Source organism: Dyella sp. 01N36, from assembly GCF_056399745.1.
This window is the reverse complement of record NZ_JBFTRY010000073.1, coordinates 1-17,064: the sequence shown is the minus strand read 5'-3', so window position 1 is coordinate 17,064 and position 17,064 is coordinate 1. Positions and strand designations below refer to the sequence as shown.

General features: G+C 64.5%; 19 protein-coding genes. 7 read left to right on the top strand and 12 right to left on the bottom strand.

The window, feature by feature from the left end:
* From AC1DMG_RS12860 to grxD, 4 genes are all read right to left on the bottom strand, one after another.
* Positions 1-264: GNAT family N-acetyltransferase (locus AC1DMG_RS12860; RefSeq protein ID WP_477180588.1), on the bottom strand; the 264-nt coding region annotated here is incomplete at its 3' end.
* Positions 265-364: 100 nt separating this feature from the next.
* Entirely contained in the window at positions 365-964 is a 600-nt protein-coding gene (locus AC1DMG_RS12855; RefSeq protein ID WP_121881759.1) for a YhgN family NAAT transporter, read from the bottom strand.
* Positions 965-1,000: 36 nt separating this feature from the next.
* A complete protein-coding gene (locus AC1DMG_RS12850; protein WP_477175401.1) occupies positions 1,001-1,771 on the bottom strand; it encodes an SDR family NAD(P)-dependent oxidoreductase in 771 nt (256 codons plus the stop codon).
* The gene (grxD, locus tag AC1DMG_RS12845) at positions 1,771-2,094 is read right to left on the bottom strand and encodes a Grx4 family monothiol glutaredoxin (RefSeq protein ID WP_441602583.1); all 324 of its coding nucleotides are present in this window, start codon (positions 2,092-2,094) and stop codon (positions 1,771-1,773) included. The genes AC1DMG_RS12850 and grxD overlap by 1 nt, the downstream gene beginning before the upstream one ends.
* Positions 2,095-2,216: 122 nt before the next feature.
* Here grxD and AC1DMG_RS12840 point away from each other — a divergent pair, with 122 nt between their 5' ends.
* On the top strand, positions 2,217-2,795 hold the full coding sequence (locus AC1DMG_RS12840; protein WP_477180587.1) for a superoxide dismutase: 579 nt from the start codon (positions 2,217-2,219) through the stop codon (positions 2,793-2,795).
* Between the two features lie 156 nt (positions 2,796-2,951).
* Here the strand turns inward: AC1DMG_RS12840 and AC1DMG_RS12835 are convergent, their stop codons facing one another.
* Positions 2,952-4,115 (bottom strand): 5-(carboxyamino)imidazole ribonucleotide synthase, encoded by a 1,164-nt coding sequence (locus AC1DMG_RS12835; protein WP_477177988.1) that lies wholly within the window; start codon positions 4,113-4,115, stop codon positions 2,952-2,954.
* Positions 4,112-4,615 (bottom strand): 5-(carboxyamino)imidazole ribonucleotide mutase, encoded by a 504-nt coding sequence (gene purE / locus AC1DMG_RS12830; protein WP_477180586.1) that lies wholly within the window; start codon positions 4,613-4,615, stop codon positions 4,112-4,114. Before purE ends, AC1DMG_RS12835 begins: the two co-directional genes overlap by 4 nt.
* A 63-nt stretch (positions 4,616-4,678) precedes the next feature.
* On the opposite strand from purE, the gene AC1DMG_RS12825 reads away from it, so the two are divergent.
* From AC1DMG_RS12825 to AC1DMG_RS12810, 4 genes are all read left to right on the top strand, one after another.
* Positions 4,679-4,951, top strand: coding sequence for a Trm112 family protein (locus AC1DMG_RS12825; protein ID WP_441602581.1), 273 nt, complete (start codon positions 4,679-4,681; stop codon positions 4,949-4,951).
* A 165-nt stretch (positions 4,952-5,116) separates the two neighbouring features.
* Positions 5,117-7,411: a DUF1631 domain-containing protein gene (locus AC1DMG_RS12820; RefSeq protein WP_477180585.1), complete on the top strand. Its 2,295-nt coding sequence runs from the start codon at positions 5,117-5,119 to the stop codon at positions 7,409-7,411.
* Complete coding sequence (nadC, locus tag AC1DMG_RS12815; protein WP_477177987.1) at positions 7,408-8,262, top strand: carboxylating nicotinate-nucleotide diphosphorylase; 855 nt, start codon at positions 7,408-7,410, stop codon at positions 8,260-8,262. The genes AC1DMG_RS12820 and nadC overlap by 4 nt, the downstream gene beginning before the upstream one ends.
* Before the next feature lie 117 nt (positions 8,263-8,379).
* Positions 8,380-8,787 (top strand): DUF3301 domain-containing protein, encoded by a 408-nt coding sequence (locus AC1DMG_RS12810; RefSeq protein ID WP_441602578.1) that lies wholly within the window; start codon positions 8,380-8,382, stop codon positions 8,785-8,787.
* A gap of 51 nt (positions 8,788-8,838) precedes the next feature.
* Here AC1DMG_RS12810 and AC1DMG_RS12805 read toward each other — a convergent pair whose 3' ends face one another.
* The 5 genes from AC1DMG_RS12805 to petA form a co-directional block, all read right to left on the bottom strand.
* Complete coding sequence (locus AC1DMG_RS12805) at positions 8,839-9,288, bottom strand: ClpXP protease specificity-enhancing factor (RefSeq protein ID WP_441602577.1); 450 nt, start codon at positions 9,286-9,288, stop codon at positions 8,839-8,841.
* Positions 9,289-9,456: 168 nt separating this feature from the next.
* On the bottom strand, positions 9,457-10,080 hold the full coding sequence (locus AC1DMG_RS12800; protein WP_477177985.1) for a glutathione S-transferase N-terminal domain-containing protein: 624 nt from the start codon (positions 10,078-10,080) through the stop codon (positions 9,457-9,459).
* 95 nt (positions 10,081-10,175) lie between these two features.
* Entirely contained in the window at positions 10,176-10,904 is a 729-nt protein-coding gene (locus tag AC1DMG_RS12795) for a cytochrome c1 (RefSeq protein WP_441602695.1), read from the bottom strand.
* Positions 10,905-10,917: 13 nt separating this feature from the next.
* A complete protein-coding gene (locus AC1DMG_RS12790; protein ID WP_441602575.1) occupies positions 10,918-12,219 on the bottom strand; it encodes a cytochrome b in 1,302 nt (433 codons plus the stop codon).
* The gene (petA, locus tag AC1DMG_RS12785) at positions 12,219-12,824 is read right to left on the bottom strand and encodes a ubiquinol-cytochrome c reductase iron-sulfur subunit (protein ID WP_121878244.1); all 606 of its coding nucleotides are present in this window, start codon (positions 12,822-12,824) and stop codon (positions 12,219-12,221) included. The genes AC1DMG_RS12790 and petA overlap by 1 nt, the downstream gene beginning before the upstream one ends.
* 381 nt (positions 12,825-13,205) lie before the next feature.
* On the opposite strand from petA, the gene AC1DMG_RS12780 reads away from it, so the two are divergent.
* Positions 13,206-14,393 (top strand): S1C family serine protease, encoded by a 1,188-nt coding sequence (locus AC1DMG_RS12780; protein ID WP_477177984.1) that lies wholly within the window; start codon positions 13,206-13,208, stop codon positions 14,391-14,393.
* Here AC1DMG_RS12780 and AC1DMG_RS12775 read toward each other — a convergent pair.
* Positions 14,379-15,482: a lytic transglycosylase domain-containing protein gene (locus AC1DMG_RS12775; protein ID WP_477177983.1), complete on the bottom strand. Its 1,104-nt coding sequence runs from the start codon at positions 15,480-15,482 to the stop codon at positions 14,379-14,381. The two genes, AC1DMG_RS12780 and AC1DMG_RS12775, sit on opposite strands and share 15 nt — an antisense overlap.
* Before the next feature lie 311 nt (positions 15,483-15,793).
* Between AC1DMG_RS12775 and miaB the strand changes: the two genes are divergently transcribed.
* Positions 15,794-17,064: tRNA (N6-isopentenyl adenosine(37)-C2)-methylthiotransferase MiaB (miaB, locus tag AC1DMG_RS12770; RefSeq protein WP_477180584.1), on the top strand; the 1,271-nt coding region annotated here is incomplete at its 3' end.

Below are 17,064 nucleotides of genomic sequence, written 5' to 3'. Positions count from 1 at the left end.
GGGATGGTTGGCGACGATCAGCACGCCGCCTTCGACCGGAATGTTCTCCCGCTCGCGCGGGTTGACGAAGTAGCTGACGCCAAGCACGTCCAGCGTGCGCTCGACAAAGTCGAAACCTTCGGCCTCGCCTGCGGCTACCAGGGTGCGGTTGAACCCTTCCTCATCGGCCAGGCGGCCCAGCATGCCGGCCACCGGCCGGCGGATCAGGGGGTGTTGCGCCAACCATGGCAGACGTTCGGTGAGGGTCTGTTCAACTTTGAGCATGACCGCCTCCTGGGAATTACCCCAAATGCTGGTAGCGGATTATGACAGCAAGGTTATGCGGATGGGTCCGAAAGATCACGTGTGCGACTTTTGCGTCGTTTCAAACGACCAGATGCAGATATGCGGCGACGCCGCCCATGAACATCTGCACTGACAGCGCAATCAGCAGCATGCCCATCACCCGCTCAAGCGCCGTGAGCACGCTCTCGCCCAGCCAGCGGAACAAATAAGTCGAGCACAACAGGATCACCGAAGTCGCCAGCCACGCGCCCAGCAAGGCGATGGCCCAATCCGCCGTACGACCGGGCTGGGTATTGGTAAGCAGTAACAGAGCTGCCATCGCGGACGGCCCGGCCACGCCGGGAATGGCCATGGGCACGATGAAGGGCTCGCCCTCGCCCTGCTTGCCGAAGATGCCGCCGCCATCGGCGGGTGGGAACACCATGCGGATGCCGATCAGGAACAGCACGATRCCGCCAGCGATGCTGATCGATTCCTGGCGCAACTGCAGCAGCTTGAGGATGTGCTGGCCGCCGATCAGGAAACCCAGCAACACGCCCAGCGCGATCAGCAGCTCGCGGATCATCACCTTGCGGCGCCGCTTGGGCGCCACGTCCTTGAGCAGGCTCAGGAAGATCGGGATGTTGCCGAGCGGATCCATGATCAGGAACAGCAGGATTCCCGCCGCCAGCGTGGTCATCTGCGTTTCCATCTCAGCGGAGCTCCTGCGTCATGCTCATGCCGATTCACGCAAATCGAGAGCTGCGCCGCGCGCGCCCTTGCCCTGCTCGCCCAACAGATAGATGGCTGCCTGCGCGGCCGCATCCGGCAGCGGATGGATCATCGTGTCTTCGCCGAAATACGCCGCGCGTCGAAGCGTGGTTCGCATCGGCGCCGGCAACAAGGCGTGCGCACGCAGTGGCGACTGTTCGGTTTCCTGATGCAGGATTTCCACCAGTCGCTCCAGCGCCGCCTTCGATACACCATAAGCGCCCCAGTGCGCACGCTGCACGAGCTCGGGATTGTCCAGCACGAACACCACCGCGCTATCGGGTGCGCGCGACAGCAGCGACATGCAGGCCTGGGTCAAGGCAAACGGCGCCGACACATTGACGTGCATCGCACGCAGCCAGTCGTCGGGCTTATGCACCGCCAGCGGCGTCAGCTCCTTGAAGCTGGCGGCGGCATGCACGATGCCGTCGAGGCGACCGAAATCGCGTTCGAGGCCATCGGCCAGCGCTTCATAGTCACGCGGCGTGGCCACTTCCATATCGAGCGGATGGATCACCGGCTCGGGCAAGCCCTCGCCGATCATCGCATCGTAAAGTTGTTCCAGCTGGCGCTTGCGGCGACCCGTGATCACCACCGTGGCGCCGGCACGCGAAGCCGCACGCGCGACCGCCGAGCCCAGGCCGCCATAGGCACCGGTGACCAGTACGACACGACCGGCCAAGGAACCAGGCGCCGCAACCCAGCCTTCCGGCAGACGAACCAGGGGAAGCGCCATCAGGAACCGGCCCCCGCCACATCCGCCGCCATGCGCGCGAGTTCACCCGCCGCGTTGAGGTCTTCGATGATGTCGCATCCGCCGATCAGCTCGCCCTGGATGAAGAGCTGCGGGAAGGTCGGCCAGTTCGCGTAATGCGGCAACGCCGCGCGGACTTCCGGGTCGGCCAGCACGTTGACGGCATGAAACTGCGCGCCCGCCGCCTTCAACGCCTCCACGGCGCGGCTGGAGAAGCCGCACATGGGGAACTGCGGCGTGCCCTTCATGAAGAGCACGATGGCATGTTCGGCCAGTACCGCCTTGATTCGCTCGTTAACGTCCATAAGTCGAGTCGTTCATCGTTACAATGCAATGAGATCGATAGTGTATCAGTCGTGCGCGGGTCGCCGGTCCTCGGCCAATCCTGCCCGACCCCTTTCCTCAGCCAACGCCCAGGAGCCACAACATGGCGATCGAACTCCCCCCCTTGCCCTACGAAAAGAACGCACTTGAGCCGCACATTTCCGCGGAAACGCTCGAGTATCACTATGGCAAGCATCATCAGGCCTACGTSACCAACCTSAACAACCTGATCAAGGGCACCGAGTTCGARAACKCSRCGCTYGARGASATCRTCAAGAAGTCKTCCGGCGGCRTSTTCAACAACTCTGCCCAGGTCTGGAACCACACCTTCTATTGGAACTCGTTGAGCCCCAAGGGCGGCAATGAGCCGACCGGCAAGCTGGCCGACGCCATCAACAAGGCGTTCGGTTCGTTCGACAAGTTCAAGGAAGAGTTCACCAAGTCGGCCGTGGGCAACTTCGGTTCGGGCTGGACCTGGCTGGTGCAGCGTCCGGATGGTTCGCTGGGCATCGTCAACACGTCCAACGCAGCCACCCCGATCACCGGCAGCGACAAGCCGCTGCTGACCTGCGACGTGTGGGAACACGCKTACTACATCGACTACCGCAAYGCCCGTCCGAAGTACSTCGAGGCRTTCTGGAATSTGGYGAACTGGGAATTTGCAGCCAAGAATCTGGCCTGATTTCTCGCTGGATGCAGTCACGAAAAACGGGGCCTCGCGGCCCCGTTTTTTTTGCGCGATCTGTCCTGTGGGAGCGCACCCTGTGCGCGACAGGCGCCTCGCCGATACCTTGACGCACGGTCGTCGCGCACAGGGTGMGCTCCCACAATGTCGTCGTTATTTACGCTCCAGCAATTTGTCGACCGCCGGCTGCGCCTGCGGATCACGACCCAGCGCATGGGCGATGCCAGTCAGGCGCTCGATCAGCTGCGCGGCATCAGGCGCGCACACCGTGGCATGCCCCACCTTGCGACCGACACGCGGCTGCTTGCCGTAGTCGTGCCAGTGCGCGTCGATGGCTTGAAGCACCGGTGCGGCATCGGGCAGCTCGCCGATCCAGTTGAACATGGCCGAGAGGCCCCGCGCCGAGGTATCGCCCAGCGGCAGGCCGAGCACGGCGCGCACGTGATTTTCGAATTGGCTGGTGAGCGCACCCTCGATGGTCCAGTGACCGGAGTTGTGCACACGCGGCGCCATTTCGTTGCCGAGCAACTCGCCGTTTTTCACGAACAGTTCGAGCGCAAACACACCGACGTAATCGAGCTTCTCTGCCAGCGTGCGGGCCAGGCCGGTAGCACGTGCCTGCAAGGCGGCAATGTCGGACGCCGGCGCTAGGCTGAGCGACAGCACGCCATCGGTATGCCAGTTCTGCGTCAGCGGCCAGGTGCGGAAGTCGCCGTCGCGACCACGCACGGCGATCACCGACAACTCGCGGTCGAACGGCACGAAGGCCTCGAGGATCAGACCATGCGCCTGGGCCTGCGCACCAAGCGCCGCCCAGGCGGCATCGGCATCGGCCAAGGTCTTGATGCGGAACTGTCCCTTGCCGTCATAACCCAGGCGGCGCGTCTTGAGGATCGCCGGCGCGGCGACGGTCGCCAGCGCGCGCTCGAGGTCCTCGCGCGTGTCGACCGCCTTGAACTCGGGCGTCTGCAGACCGCATTCGAGGAACAAGGTTTTTTCGGCCAGGCGATCCTGCGCCACGGCCAGCGCGCGCGGCGCGGGAAACACGTCGACGCGGTTGGCGAGCCAGTGCGCGGTTTCGGCCGGCACATTTTCAAAGTCGAAAGTGACCACGTCGACTTCGCGGGCGAAGTGCTCCAGCGCGTCGTAGTCGGTCCAGTCGGCCACCACCAGTGGGGCAATCTGCCCGGCGCAGGCGTCGACGGCGCTGTCGACCACGAGGGTCTTCACGCCCAGCGGCGCAGCGGCCAGCGCCAGCATGCGGGCGAGCTGGCCGCCGCCCAGGATGCCCAGCACCGGTTGGCGTCGAGCGGTCACGAGCGCGGATCCGGGTTGTCCAGCACGGTCTGCGTCTGGCGGGAACGGTAGCTGTCGAGCGCGGCGGCGATGGCGGGGTCGTGCAGTGCCAGCACCGAGGCTGCCAGGATGCCGGCGTTCACGGCACCGGCGCGGCCGATGGCCAGCGTGCCGACCGGGATGCCTGCCGGCATCTGCGCGATCGACAGCAACGAATCCATGCCATTGAGCGCCTTGGACTGCACTGGTACGCCGAACACCGGAAGCCGCGTCTTGGCTGCCAGCATGCCCGGCAGATGGGCGGCGCCGCCGGCGCCGGCCACGATGACCTGGATGCCGCGACCGACAGCTTCTTCGGCGTACTGGAACAACAGGTCCGGCGTAYGGTGCGCCGATACCACGCGCACCTCGTGCGCCACGCCGAGCTCGGCCAGCACGCTGGAGGCATGCTCCATGGTTTCCCAGTCCGAACGGGAGCCCATTACAACGCCCACGCGCGGCGGGAGGGAAGTCGAGGTCATGACCCAAGCCATCCAAAAGGGTTATTGTACGGACTTTCCGCGTCTCGGCACGACCCACTCCCCATGGACAAACGCCTACTCGACATCCTCTGCTGCCCAGTCAGCAAGGTTCCCGTCCGCCCGCTCCAGCGCCAGGAGCTGGATGCCCTGAACAAGGCCATCGGGGCCAGCCAGGTCCAGAACGTGGCTGGCGCCGCCGTGAGCGCCCCAGTGACCGAAGGGCTGATCACCACGGACCGCAAGGTCATCTACCGGGTCGAGGACGGCATCCCCGTCATGCTCCCCGAGGAAGGCATCGGTACCTTGCAGCTCACTGACTTTCCAGCGGCCGCCTGAGGGCCACTTTGGGCCGGATGTCCGCAAGAACCCGCTTCTTGTGAACGTGTCGACATATATCGATACGGCGAATGACAGCGGCCCATGACATCCCTTATCGTAGGCTGGCGTATTGTCGTATGTGGCTGTGAGCACGTCGGCATCACTTTCAGGGGGTGAAAGGCGATGAAAGACGCCAGTGAATCATCCAATATCGTCAGCCTGACCCAGCGCCTGGACCCGTCCAGCGAGCGCGGAGGCGCCCTCTTGAACACCGTCCGGGACATTGCGGGCCGCCGCCTGCAGATCTTGATCAACGGCATGTTCGAGCATGTCGACGATGCGCTGTTCGATCTGGCCGAAAAAGCTGAGAACAACGCCGCCCAGATGCACTACTTCGACGGCATGCGCGAAGTGCGCAAGCGCCGTCCGATGGTGGAGCGCAGTTTCCTGGCGCAGATCTCGCGCGAGCTGACCGATTTCGCCTCGAGTTATCGCAACAACGCCGGCAACAGCAATGGCGTGTCGTTGCCGGTGGGGTCGGTCGAACTGTCGCTGGTGGCAGACAACGAACTGGAAGAATCGCTGGCCATCACCAGCATGATCGGCAAGAACGAAACGCGCCTGACGCGCGATCTGTTCGCCGTGAACCAGCGCCTGTCCGTCATCTATGGCGGCATCAAGATCGACGACGCCACCAATCCGGTGGGGCCGGCCGCACTGTCGCAGGCGTTCCGCCAGGCGATGCGCGAGCTCAGCGCCGAGATGCGCGTCAAGCTGATCATCTACAAGCTGTTCGACCKTTACGTGCTGGCCTCGCTGGATGAGCTGTACCAGGAGATCAACGCCGAACTGGTGCGTGCCGGCGTGCTGCCGCAGCTGCGCCACGAGATCCCGCGTGCTGGCGGCGCTGCCCGCGCAGCCGGTACGGCCGCACCCGCGGGCAATGCGGTCGCTGCAGAACAGACCGAAGGCACCTTCCTCGGCGAAGACGAGACGGGCAACGCCTCCAACGAATTGATCCAGACGCTGCGCACGCTGTTCAGTGCACGCCGTCCGGCGCCTGTTGCGGGCGCCATGCCGATGTCTGCCGGCGCCATGCAGATGCCCAGCGCCAACGAGCTGATCGGTGCGTTGAGCGTGCTGCAGAGCCAGGCCGCCATCAACCAGCACATGCCACTGAGCACCAGCAACGCGGTGGAGCTGGCTGGCGAAGTGCAACAGCTGAAGGAACACCTGCTCGCCCAGATCGGCTCCCTGCGCGGCGAAAAGCCGAGCCAGGTGTCGACCATCGACGAGGACACCATTGATCTGGTCGGCATGCTGTTCGAGTTCATCCTCGAAGACCGCAACCTGCCGACCGAGATGCAGGTATTGCTGGCGCGCCTGCAGATTCCGTATCTGAAGGCCGCCATCCTCGACCGCAAGCTGTTCGCGCATCGCCAGCATCCGGCACGCCGGCTGCTCGACAACCTGGCCGACGCCGCCAAGGGCTGGTCGGCGGAATCCGATCGCGACCACCGCCTGCACGACAAGATCAAATCCATCGTCGACCGCCTGCTGCAGGACTTCGACGATGACATGACCATCTTCGAGCGCCTGTGCGCCGAGCTGCAGGAATTCCAGGACATCAGCCGCCGCCGTGCCGAACTGGCCGAGCAGCGCGTGGCCGAGTCCACCCGTGGCCGCGAGAAGCTCGAGCAGGCACGCCGCCGTGCCGCCCGCGAGATCCTCAGCCGTATAGAAGGCCATAACCTTCCGCCGCTGATCCACGGCATCCTGTCGCGCGCCTGGGCGAACTACCTGGTGCTCACCATTCTCCGCCAGGGCGAGGAATCGAGCGAGTTCCGCGACGCGCTGCGTTTTGCCAACGACTTCATCGACAGCACCAAGCCGGCCCGCACGCTCGACGAGCGCCGCGCGCTGCGCCAGATGCTGCCGGGCATCGAGCGCGCCCTGCGCCGCGGCCTGGGCAACGTGGCGTTCCAGGAAAGCGACATCGATCGCCTGCTGGCCCAGCTGCACACCTATTACCGCCACCAACTCGGCGAAGCCGTGCCGGAGGCCGAGGTGCATGCGGTGGAGGAATCCACCACCCTGCCCATCCCCGAAAGCATCCAGCCGATCGCCGAGTCCGAAGCGGAACTTGACCGCACCGAACCCGTGCAGGAGCCGGTGCTCGACACGCCGGAGATGCTGTTGGTCTCCGAGCTCAAGCCCGGCACCTGGCTGGAGTTCGTGACGGGTCCGGACACCATCGAGCGCGCCAAGCTCTCGTGGATCAGCCCGATGAGCGGCCGCTACCTGTTCGTGAACCGCCGCGGTCTCAAGGTGGCCGATTACTCGCCGCACGAACTGGCCCAGGCACTCGCCAGCGGCACGGCGCGCGTGCTTGAATCCACCGCTCTGTTCGACCGCGCGCTGGATGCCATCGTCGGTCGCCTCAGCCAACCGGCCACGTCCCAAGCACCGACCGAATGACTTCAGTACAACTTGTTCCACCGTCGTCCGACCTGATCCAGGCGGATGTCGAACGCGCGTTCGCCGAAGATATCGGCACGGGTGACGCCACCGCCGGGCTGCTGCCTGCAGACGCCACCGCGAGCGCTGCGCTGACCTGCCGCGAAGACGCGGTGATGGCCGGCACCGACTGGTTCAACGCCTGTTTCCGCCAGCTCGATCCGCAGGTGCAGATCGAATGGACCGTGCGCGATGGCGACCGCGTCGCCGCGGGCTCGGTGATCTGCCGCCTGCGTGGCAACGCGCGTGCCCTGGTCACGGCTGAGCGTTCGGCCCTGAATTTCCTGCAGCTGCTATCTGGCACCGCCACCTCGACCGCCGCGCACGTCGCCGCCGTGGCGGGTACTGGCGTGCGCGTGCTGGATACGCGCAAGACGGTTCCCGGTCTTCGATTGGCGCAGAAGTACGCGGTGCGCTGCGGCGGCGGGCACAACCATCGGGTGGGTTTGTATGACGCCATCCTGGTCAAGGAAAACCACATCATCGCTGCGGGCAGCATCAAGGCCGCCGCCGAAGCGGCGCGTCGACTGCATCCCAGGCTGTTGCTGGAAATCGAAGTGGAAAATCTCGACGAACTGCAGCAGGCCCTGGACGCCGGCGCCGATCGCATCATGCTGGACAACTTCACCCTGCCGCTGATGCGCGAAGCCGTGACCCTGGCCAAGGGCCGTGCAGAGCTGGAGATTTCCGGCAACGTGGATCTGTCGACCATTGGCGAGTACGCGAGCACCGGCGTGGATTTCATCTCGGTAGGTGCGCTGACCAAGCATGTGCGGGCGGTGGATTTGTCGCTGCGCTTGAAGCTCGACTGAGTCGCGCCCAAGCGCGCCCTTCGCCAGTCATGGCGGCCTGCGCCGGAATGACGAGCAGCAGGCGACTTTCACACCGCGCCCCTTGCAAGCCACGCGCGACGCCTACACTCTCGCCACATGAGTGAGCTTTCCGACCTGATCCTGTTAGTCCTGCTGCTGGCCATCATCGGCTTGTGGCTCAAGCTCGCCCGCGGCCGCGAACAGGCCACGCAGGAAGCCCGCCAGCAATGTCGCCAGCATGGCCTGCAGTTGCTCGATGAAAGCGTGGGCCTGCGCGGCGCGCGCCTGCTGCGCCAGCACGGCCAGCTGATGCTTGAGCGTTGCTACACCTTTGAAGTGAGCATTGACGGCAACGACCGCGAACCCGGCAAGCTGTGGCTGATCGGCCATACGTTGAGCGGCGTCAGCCTGCCGACCATCCAGAGTCATCTGCCCGGCCTGCTTTCCGAACATGTGCCGCCGCCGGCGCACGACAACGTGGTGCCGCTGCGCCCACGGCTACGCAAAGACAACCAGCTGCACTGAGGCCTTGATGGCCCGATCGCGCCGGACCAGCCGGCGCGACGGCAACGCGGTTTACTTCACCACTCGCAGGAACGGCGCGCTGCGCTTGGGCTTCTCGCCTGCCTCGCCCTCGGGCGTCGGCGGGGTGTCGTCGGGATCGGGCGAGGACGGCGGCGGCTGATCGCCACCTTCTTCAGCCGGGAACATCATGCCCTGCCCGTTTTCCTGCGCGTACAGCGCCAGCACGGCCTGAATCGGAATATGGATGTTGTGGCTGACGCCGGAGAAGCGCGCCTGAAAGCTGATCCAGTCGTTGCCCAGGTCCAGGCTGGCCACGGCACGCATGGCCAGGTTCAACACGACCTGTCCGTTCTTGATGACCTGCGGAGGCACCCGCACCCCTTCCCGCCCGGCATCGACCAGGACATAAGGGGTCAGATTATTGTCGGTGATCCAGTCGTAGATCGCCCTCAGCAAGTAAGGACGATTGGAGGACATCGGCGGGAGCTTGTCGTCGGTCATGCAAAAACCTATGGAGGGCGCCGCCTCACGGGATAAGCCCAGGGCGCGCCAAGTGGATCGTGGCAGTGTAATGCGAAGCCGAGGCGAGTTGTCGCAGTGGCGCCGTCCAGCGCGCCCAAACGCCGCCGGGGCGGCCAGGCAGGCCCATCAAGGCCTGCCGCCTGAACCTCAGGGGCGCATGGCCTTCTCTTCGGGGGTCATGCTGCGGGCGTAGCCCTGGCTCGCGAACAAGCGCTCGCCATAGTCGAGGATGGGCTTGCCCTCCCGTCCAAGGTCCACCCCCAGCCAGGGCAGGCGCCAGACCACCGGGGCCACCAGGCAATCGGTGAGGCTCATTTCCGGGTTCAGGAAGAACCGGGATGCCTTGAACAGAGGCAGCGCTGACAGCAAGTGCTCCCGCAGCCGCTTGCGGGCCGCATCGGTCGGACGGCCGCCTGCCCTGATCAGGTCCACTTCGGGCAGCCAATCCAGCTCGATCCGCACATTGGCCAGACGCAGACGCGCCCTGGATAACGGGTCGATCGGCATCAGCGGAGGGTGGGGATAGCGTTCGTCCAGGTATTCGCAGACGACCGCCGTGTTGTAGAGGGTCAGGTCGCGATCAACCAGGGTCGGCGTGGTGCCGTAGGGGTTGAGGTCGAGCAGGTCTTCCGGCGGCTTGGCGGGGTCGACGATCACCCTGTCGTAGCTCACGCCTTTGGCGGCGAGCACGAGACGCGTCCGGTGGCACTGGATGCCATCTGCGGTGGTGTAAAGGGCGAGTGCGGTACGCGAACGAGCGCTTTGGACCATGCGCGATCTCCCCATCGGCTTATCCAAGTACGGCGGCCCCGGCACCCATCAATGGGTCGCAGGCCGCCGTACCGTAGGCTCCGGAAGGTGACGTCTTAGTGGACGTCCTTCCAGTACTCCTTCTTTAGCAGATATGCCAGGAAAGTGAAGCCCGCCAGGAACAGCAGCACCCAGATGCCGTAGCGCTGACGCTGGAGGGCGGCCGGTTCGGCGGCGTACTCCAGGAAGTTGGTCAGGTCACGGGAAGCCTGCTGGTACTGCGCCGGCGTGAGCTTGCCCGGCTGGGAGAGCTCGAGCTTCTCCACGTCGTCACTGCCTTCCTTCTTCACGGCCGTCTGGATGCCCTGCAATTCCCACAGCGGGAACGGCATGGAAGCATTCGGGAACACCGTGTTGTTCCAACCCACCGGACGGGTCGGATCGAGGTAGAAGGAGTTGAGGTAGCCGTAGACCCAGTCGGCGGTCTTGGCGCGCACTTCCAGCGAAAGATCCGGCGGTGCCTTGCCGAAGAACTGCTGGGCCGAATCCTCCGGCATGTGCGAGATCACCGGGTCGCCGAACTTGGCGCCGGTGAAGTTGAGGTTCTTCATCACCTCGTCTTCGGACAGGCCCAGGTCTTCGGCGATGCGCGAATAGCGCACGTACTTCAGCGAGTGGCAACCCACGCAGTAGTTGAAGAACAGCTTGGCGCCGCGCTGCAGCGAGGCCTGGTCGTGCACGTTGGTGCCGGCCGAAGGCAGACCGCCCTCTTCCTGCGCCATGGCGACATTGGTGCCGACCAGCAAGCCAACGGTGAGCGCAACCGTGGAAATGATTTTCTTCATCGAGGGCTGCCGCTTATTCATGGTCAAACACCACCCGCTCCGGAACCGGCTTGGTCTTTTCCCAGCCGAGATGCGTGTAGCACCAGAGGAACACGAAGTAGCCGAAGTAGAGGACGGTCATGAAGCGACCGAACGCGTTCTCCCAGAACGTCGCGTCCGCAGGCACCCACTCCGTGGTCAGCTCGCCGACCACGCCCGCACCCACCAGGGCCAGGCCGATGAACGACGCGGCGAAGGTCATCAAGGCCACCTTGAAACCGGTGCCGCGATAACGGATGGAGCGCACCTTGCCGGCATCGATCCACGGCAGCACGAACAGCAGGGCGATCGCGCCGAACATGCCAAGCACACCCCAGAACGCCGTGCCGAAGAACGACGGGATCATGCGCAGGATCGCGTAGAACGGGGTGAAGTACCACGACGGCTTGATGTGCGTCGGGGTGACTAGGTTGTTCGCCGGAATGAAGTTGTCATGCTCCAGGAACCAACCACCGAAGGTCGGCGCAAAGAAGATGATGAACGCCGCGATCAACACAAAGAAGCCCACCGCCACCAGGTCGTGCACGGTGTAGTACGGATGGAACGGGATGCCGTCGGCCGGCTTGTTCGGGTCCCAGCGGTTGCCCTTGGCGCCGTGCTTGATGTCGACGCCATCGGGGTTGTTCGAACCCACTTCGTGCAGAGCGAAAATGTGCAGTACCACCAGCAACAGCAGCACCAGCGGCAGCGCGATCACATGCAGGGCGAAGAAGCGGTTGAGCGTGGCGTCGGCCGGAAGGTAGTCACCCATGATCCATTCGACCAGGCTGCTGCCAATCACGGGCACCGTGCCGAACAGGGAGATGATCACCTTGGCGCCCCAGAACGACATGTTGCCCCACGGCAGCACGTAGCCCATGAAGGCTTCGGCCATCAGCGAAAGGAACACCAGCATGCCCAGCAGCCACACCAGCTCGCGCGGCTTCTGGTACGAGCCGTACATCAGGCCGCGGAACATGTGGAGGAACACCACCACGAAGAACAGCGAAGCGCCGGTGGAGTGCATGTAGCGGATCAGCCAGCCCCACTCCACGTCACGCATGATGTACTCGACCGAGTTGAAGGCTTCCGCCGCACTCGTCTTGTAGTTCATGGTGAGAAAGATGCCGGTGACGATCTGGTTGACGAACACCAGCAGCGCCAGCACGCCGAAGTAGTACCAGAAGTTGAAATTCTTCGGCGCGTAATACTCGGTCATGTGCTTGCGGTAGACCGGCATCAAGCCAGGTGCCCGCTCATTGACCCAATCGCCGACTCGCGTGAATACGTTGGCCATCAGCCGGCCTCCTTCGGATCCACGCCAATCTGGATGTGCGTGTCGTCCATGAAATGGTACGGCGGCACCAGCAGGTTCTTCGGTGCGGGCACGCCCTGGTAGACGCGACCGGACATGTCATAGCGTGACTTGTGGCAGGGGCAGTAGAAGCCACCCTTCCAGTCCGGATCGAAGGGCTCGGGCTTCATCACCGGCACGAAGTCGGGGACGCAACCCAGGTGCGTGCACAGACCCACCAGCACCAGCCACTCGGGCTTGATGGAGCGTGCTTCGTTCTGTGCGTACTTGGGCTGCTGCTCGGCCGAACCGCTGTCGGACTTGGCGTCGACGAGGCGGGAATCCTGGCTGGGCAGCGCATCGAGCTGCGCCTTGGTGCGGTTGACTACAAACACCGGCAGACCGCGCCAGGGGTAGGTTACCCGTTGGCCCTCTTCGATCTTGCTGATGTCGATCGTGACCGGCGCACCTGCGGATTTAGCCCGCGCACTGGGTTCCCACGACTTGATGAAGGGCACGACTGCCGTAACTACTCCCACACCACCAACCACTGCCGTGGTCGCTGTGAGGAAGCGGCGGCGGCCGTGATCGACGACTTCGTTCGCCATCAGGCTCTCCGGTACTTACATGCCATTGAGACGCGGAACTTAGATGTTCCACAGGTGCTTGCCAAGCGCGTCGATCAATCCGACAGCAGGAGACTACCTTGCTGTGCAGAGAAAAACCCCTAAGACTCCCCCTTAGAGAACAGCAGGCACGCGCGGCACCAGCACGATGAGCATGCAGCGAGAGCTACAGGCCTTCCGTTGTCGGGACCTAAGCGCACCGGGAAACCCCGGGACGACCCGCTTCGCAAGCGCCAGTAGATTCAGGCTCCCGCAAAATCGCGTTAGTGTAGCGTCAGGGCATGACTCGTACAATAAAATAGCCTCGCCTGCGACACATGCGCGCACCCCTCTCTAACGCCTTGCCGTGAAACGCATTACGACATGAAACATGCCGCTGGCACGCTCGCATTCATCGCCCGCTTCGTGGTGCTAGGGCTGGCGGCTGCGTTCGTCATCAGCCTCGCCTGGCCTGATGTCGGCCATCGCCTGCGGGAACGCTTCGGGGTTACGCCGACGCCGACCACCGAGTCGATCAGTACCTCATCGACGCCTGCGCACACCGGCGGCCCGATCTCCTACGCGGACGCCGTCGCCAAGGCGGCACCTTCGGTCGTAAACATCTACGCCAACAAGATGGTCACCGAGCAGGCCGTGCAGATGTATACCGACCCGGTGCTGCAGCGGCTGTTTGGCGGCCGTCCTACCGGCCCGGCGTACAAGCGTCGCGAGCAGAGCCTGGGCTCGGGCGTGATCGTGCTGCAGGGCTACGTGCTGACCAACAACCACGTGATCGCCAATGCCGACGACATCCAGGTGCTGCTGTACGACGGACGCGTCGCCAAGGCCACGGTGGTGGGCGCCGATGTGGAGACCGATCTTGCGGTGCTGCGGATCGACGCCGGCAACTTGCCGGTGATCCATATCGCCGACCACCGTCCCACCCGCACCGGTGACGTCGTGCTCGCCATCGGCAATCCACTGGGCCTCAATCAAACGGTGACCATGGGYATCGTCAGCGCCATCGGCCGCCAGCTGAGCAGCTCGAGTCCCGAAGATTTCATCCAGACCGATGCAGCCATCAATCTGGGCAACTCCGGCGGCGCCCTGGTCAACACCGAGGGCGAGCTGGTCGGCATCAATACCCTGCTGATCGGCAAGGCGGCCAACGCCGAAGGCATCAGCTTTGCGATACCGGTGGCGAGCGCCAAGCGCGTGCTCGATCAGATCATCGACAGCGGACACGTCGTGCGCGGCTGGATGGGCGCCGATTACACCTTTGTCCCCGTCGCCGCCGACAGCGGCCTGCCGGCAGCGGCACGCGGCGCGCAGGTCACCGATATCTATCCGGGTGGACCGGCGGCGACGGCCGGCATCCAGCCACACGACATTCTTTTGCGAATCGGCTCGGAAGACATCGTCGATCCCGCCGACCTGCGCCGGCATGAGGCCGCGCTCAAGCCAGGCAGCAAGGTGGAAGTGTCCGGGCTGCGCAACGGCGCGCCCTTCCATACCGAAGTGATACTTGCGCAGCGTCCGCCMACTACGCCGACGGCGTCACTGGATAGCTGAAAATCCCGCGGCAGCCACCGGCGATCGACCACCGCCCGGATGGATGGCCAAGCCATAGCGTTTGCGCAGCGTGCCCACGCGTTCGACATAGACCTGCGTTTCCGCATACGGCGGCACGCCGTTATAGCGCTGCACGGCGCCGGGTCCGGCGTTGTATGCCGCCGCCGCCAGACGCTCATTGCCGTTGAAGGTGCGCAGCAACAGGCCCAGATAGCGTGCGCCGCCGCGGATGTTCTGTGCGGTATCGAAGGCATCGCGCACACCCATGTCGTTGGCCGTGCCGGGCATCAGCTGCATCAGGCCCTGGGCGCCCTTGATCGAGAGCGCGCGCGGATTGAACGCGCTTTCGGCATGGATGATGGCGCGCAGGAAGGCCTCGTTGACGCCGGACTCCTGACTGGCCAGCTCGATCACGTCGCTATAGGCCGCAAGATTTAGCGCCACCGAATCCCAGCGAATATTCGAATGCAGATTGCACGCCACGCAGGTGGCGATGTAACTGAAGAGCATCGTCACCGCGTGACCTTGCTCGCCCGCCGGCCGCAGGTTGGTGTATTCCACGCTGCCGTCCTTGCGCACGACGCGATAGACCGCACCACGCAGCACGCGACTGCCATCGGCATCTGCAGCGGCCACGGGCTTGTCGGGCGTGGAGGCGCTGCGTGCCGGGCTGGCTTCGCTATAACTCCACTGACCCGGCTTTCCTGTCGGCGCCGCTTTGGCCGTTACGACGCGAGCCGTGGTTTCCACCGAATCCTCGACCCAGGCCACTGAAGGCGGCTGCGGCGCAGGCACCGCCGGCACTTTGCCCGCGGAGCTTTCCACCGAACCCTTGACCGTCGCCAGCGAAGGCGCGGGTGCTGCTGGCTTCTTGCGCACCGGATCGGGTGCGCCAGCAATGCGGCTGCAGCCCTGATAGCCCGCCGTGCTGCTGCTGAAGACGGTTTCGCCTGCCGAACCGGTGCAGCGGTAGAGCGAGCCCGCATGTCCCGACAGCGAAAGCACCGACAGCCCTGCAAGCAAGGCGCAGCCAGCGAGGATCCGCCGAGGGGCCGCCGCGCCCAGCCGCGACAAGGGCAGCCCGCTCACGGACTCCCCTCGGGCCGTCCAGCCTTGGCGGCGGCCTCATCACGGTCAAGCAGCGACATCACTCCCCCTTCCTCATCTTCTCCCCGTGCGGCTAGCCAGCACGGGGTTTGGCGGCAGTGTGCTACCGCGCCGCCCTCCACGCCAAGCGCTGCGCGGCCGATTCGTGCGTCAGTACCCGTTTCCAGTCGCCCCACGGGCGCGCAAGTGCTTGATCCGCCTCGCCCGTTCCAGTGGCGGCAGGGCCTTTTGACGCGTAAACTACGCGGTTCGGCAACCCTCGCGCCGCCTCCTGAACCACGGTACCCAAGCCCATGACCGGCAAGCTTTTTATCAAGACCCACGGCTGCCAGATGAACGAGTACGACTCGGCCAAGATGGCCGACGTGCTCAAGGCCTCGCACGGGCTGGAGCTGACCCAGGATGAAGCCGAGGCGGACGTCATCCTGATCAATACCTGCTCGATCCGCGAAAAGGCCCAGGAAAAGGTCTTCAGCCAGCTGGGGCGCTGGAAAGAACACAAGCAAGGCGGCAAACCCGTGCTGATCGGCGTGGGCGGCTGCGTGGCCTCGCAGGAAGGCCAGGACATCATCAAGCGCGCGCCTTACGTGGATCTGGTGTTCGGCCCACAGACTCTGCATCGCCTGCCGGAGTTGATCGAGGCGCAGCGCGCCACCGGCAAGCCGCAGGTGGACATCAGCTTCCCGGAAATCGAGAAGTTCGACCGCCTGCCCGAACCGCGCGCCGAAGGCCCGACCGCCTTCGTGTCGATCATGGAAGGCTGTTCCAAGTACTGCTCGTACTGCGTGGTGCCCTACACCCGCGGCGAAGAAATCAGCCGTCCGTTCGACGATGTGCTGGTGGAAGTGGCCCAGCTCGCCGGGCAAGGCGTGCGCGAAGTGAACCTGCTCGGCCAGAACGTCAACGCGTACCGCGGCCCCACCCATGACGGCGGTATCGCGGACCTCGCCGTGCTGATCCACGCCATCGCGCAGATCGAAGGCATCGGTCGCATCCGCTTCACCACCTCGCATCCACTGGAGTTCTCCGACTCGCTGATCGAGGCGTATGCCAACGTGCCGCAGCTGTGCAACTTCCTGCACCTGCCCGTGCAGGCCGGTTCGGATCGCATCCTCACGGCGATGAAGCGCGGCTACACGGCGCTGGAATTCAAGCAGAAGATCCGCAAGCTGCGCGCGGTGCGTCCGGATATCTGCGTCTCGTCGGWCTTCATTGTCGGCTTCCCTGGCGAGACGGCCGAGGATTTTGAGAAGACCATGAAGTTGATCGAGGACGTCGGCTTCGACCAGAGCTTCTCCTTCATCTTCTCCTCCCGCCCCGGCACGCCGGCCGCGAATCTTGCCGACGACACCCCGGCAGAAGAGAAGCATGCACGTCTCACGCGCCTGCAGGCCAAGCTCAACGACAACGCGCGTCAGATCAACGAGGCGATGGTGGGCACGGCGCAGCGCGTGCTGGTGGAAAAGGTCAGCCGCAAGAGCGCCAACGAAGTCACCGGCCGCACCGAGAACATGCGCTTCGTGAACTTCCCCGGCAGCACCCGCATGATCGGCCAGTTCGTGGA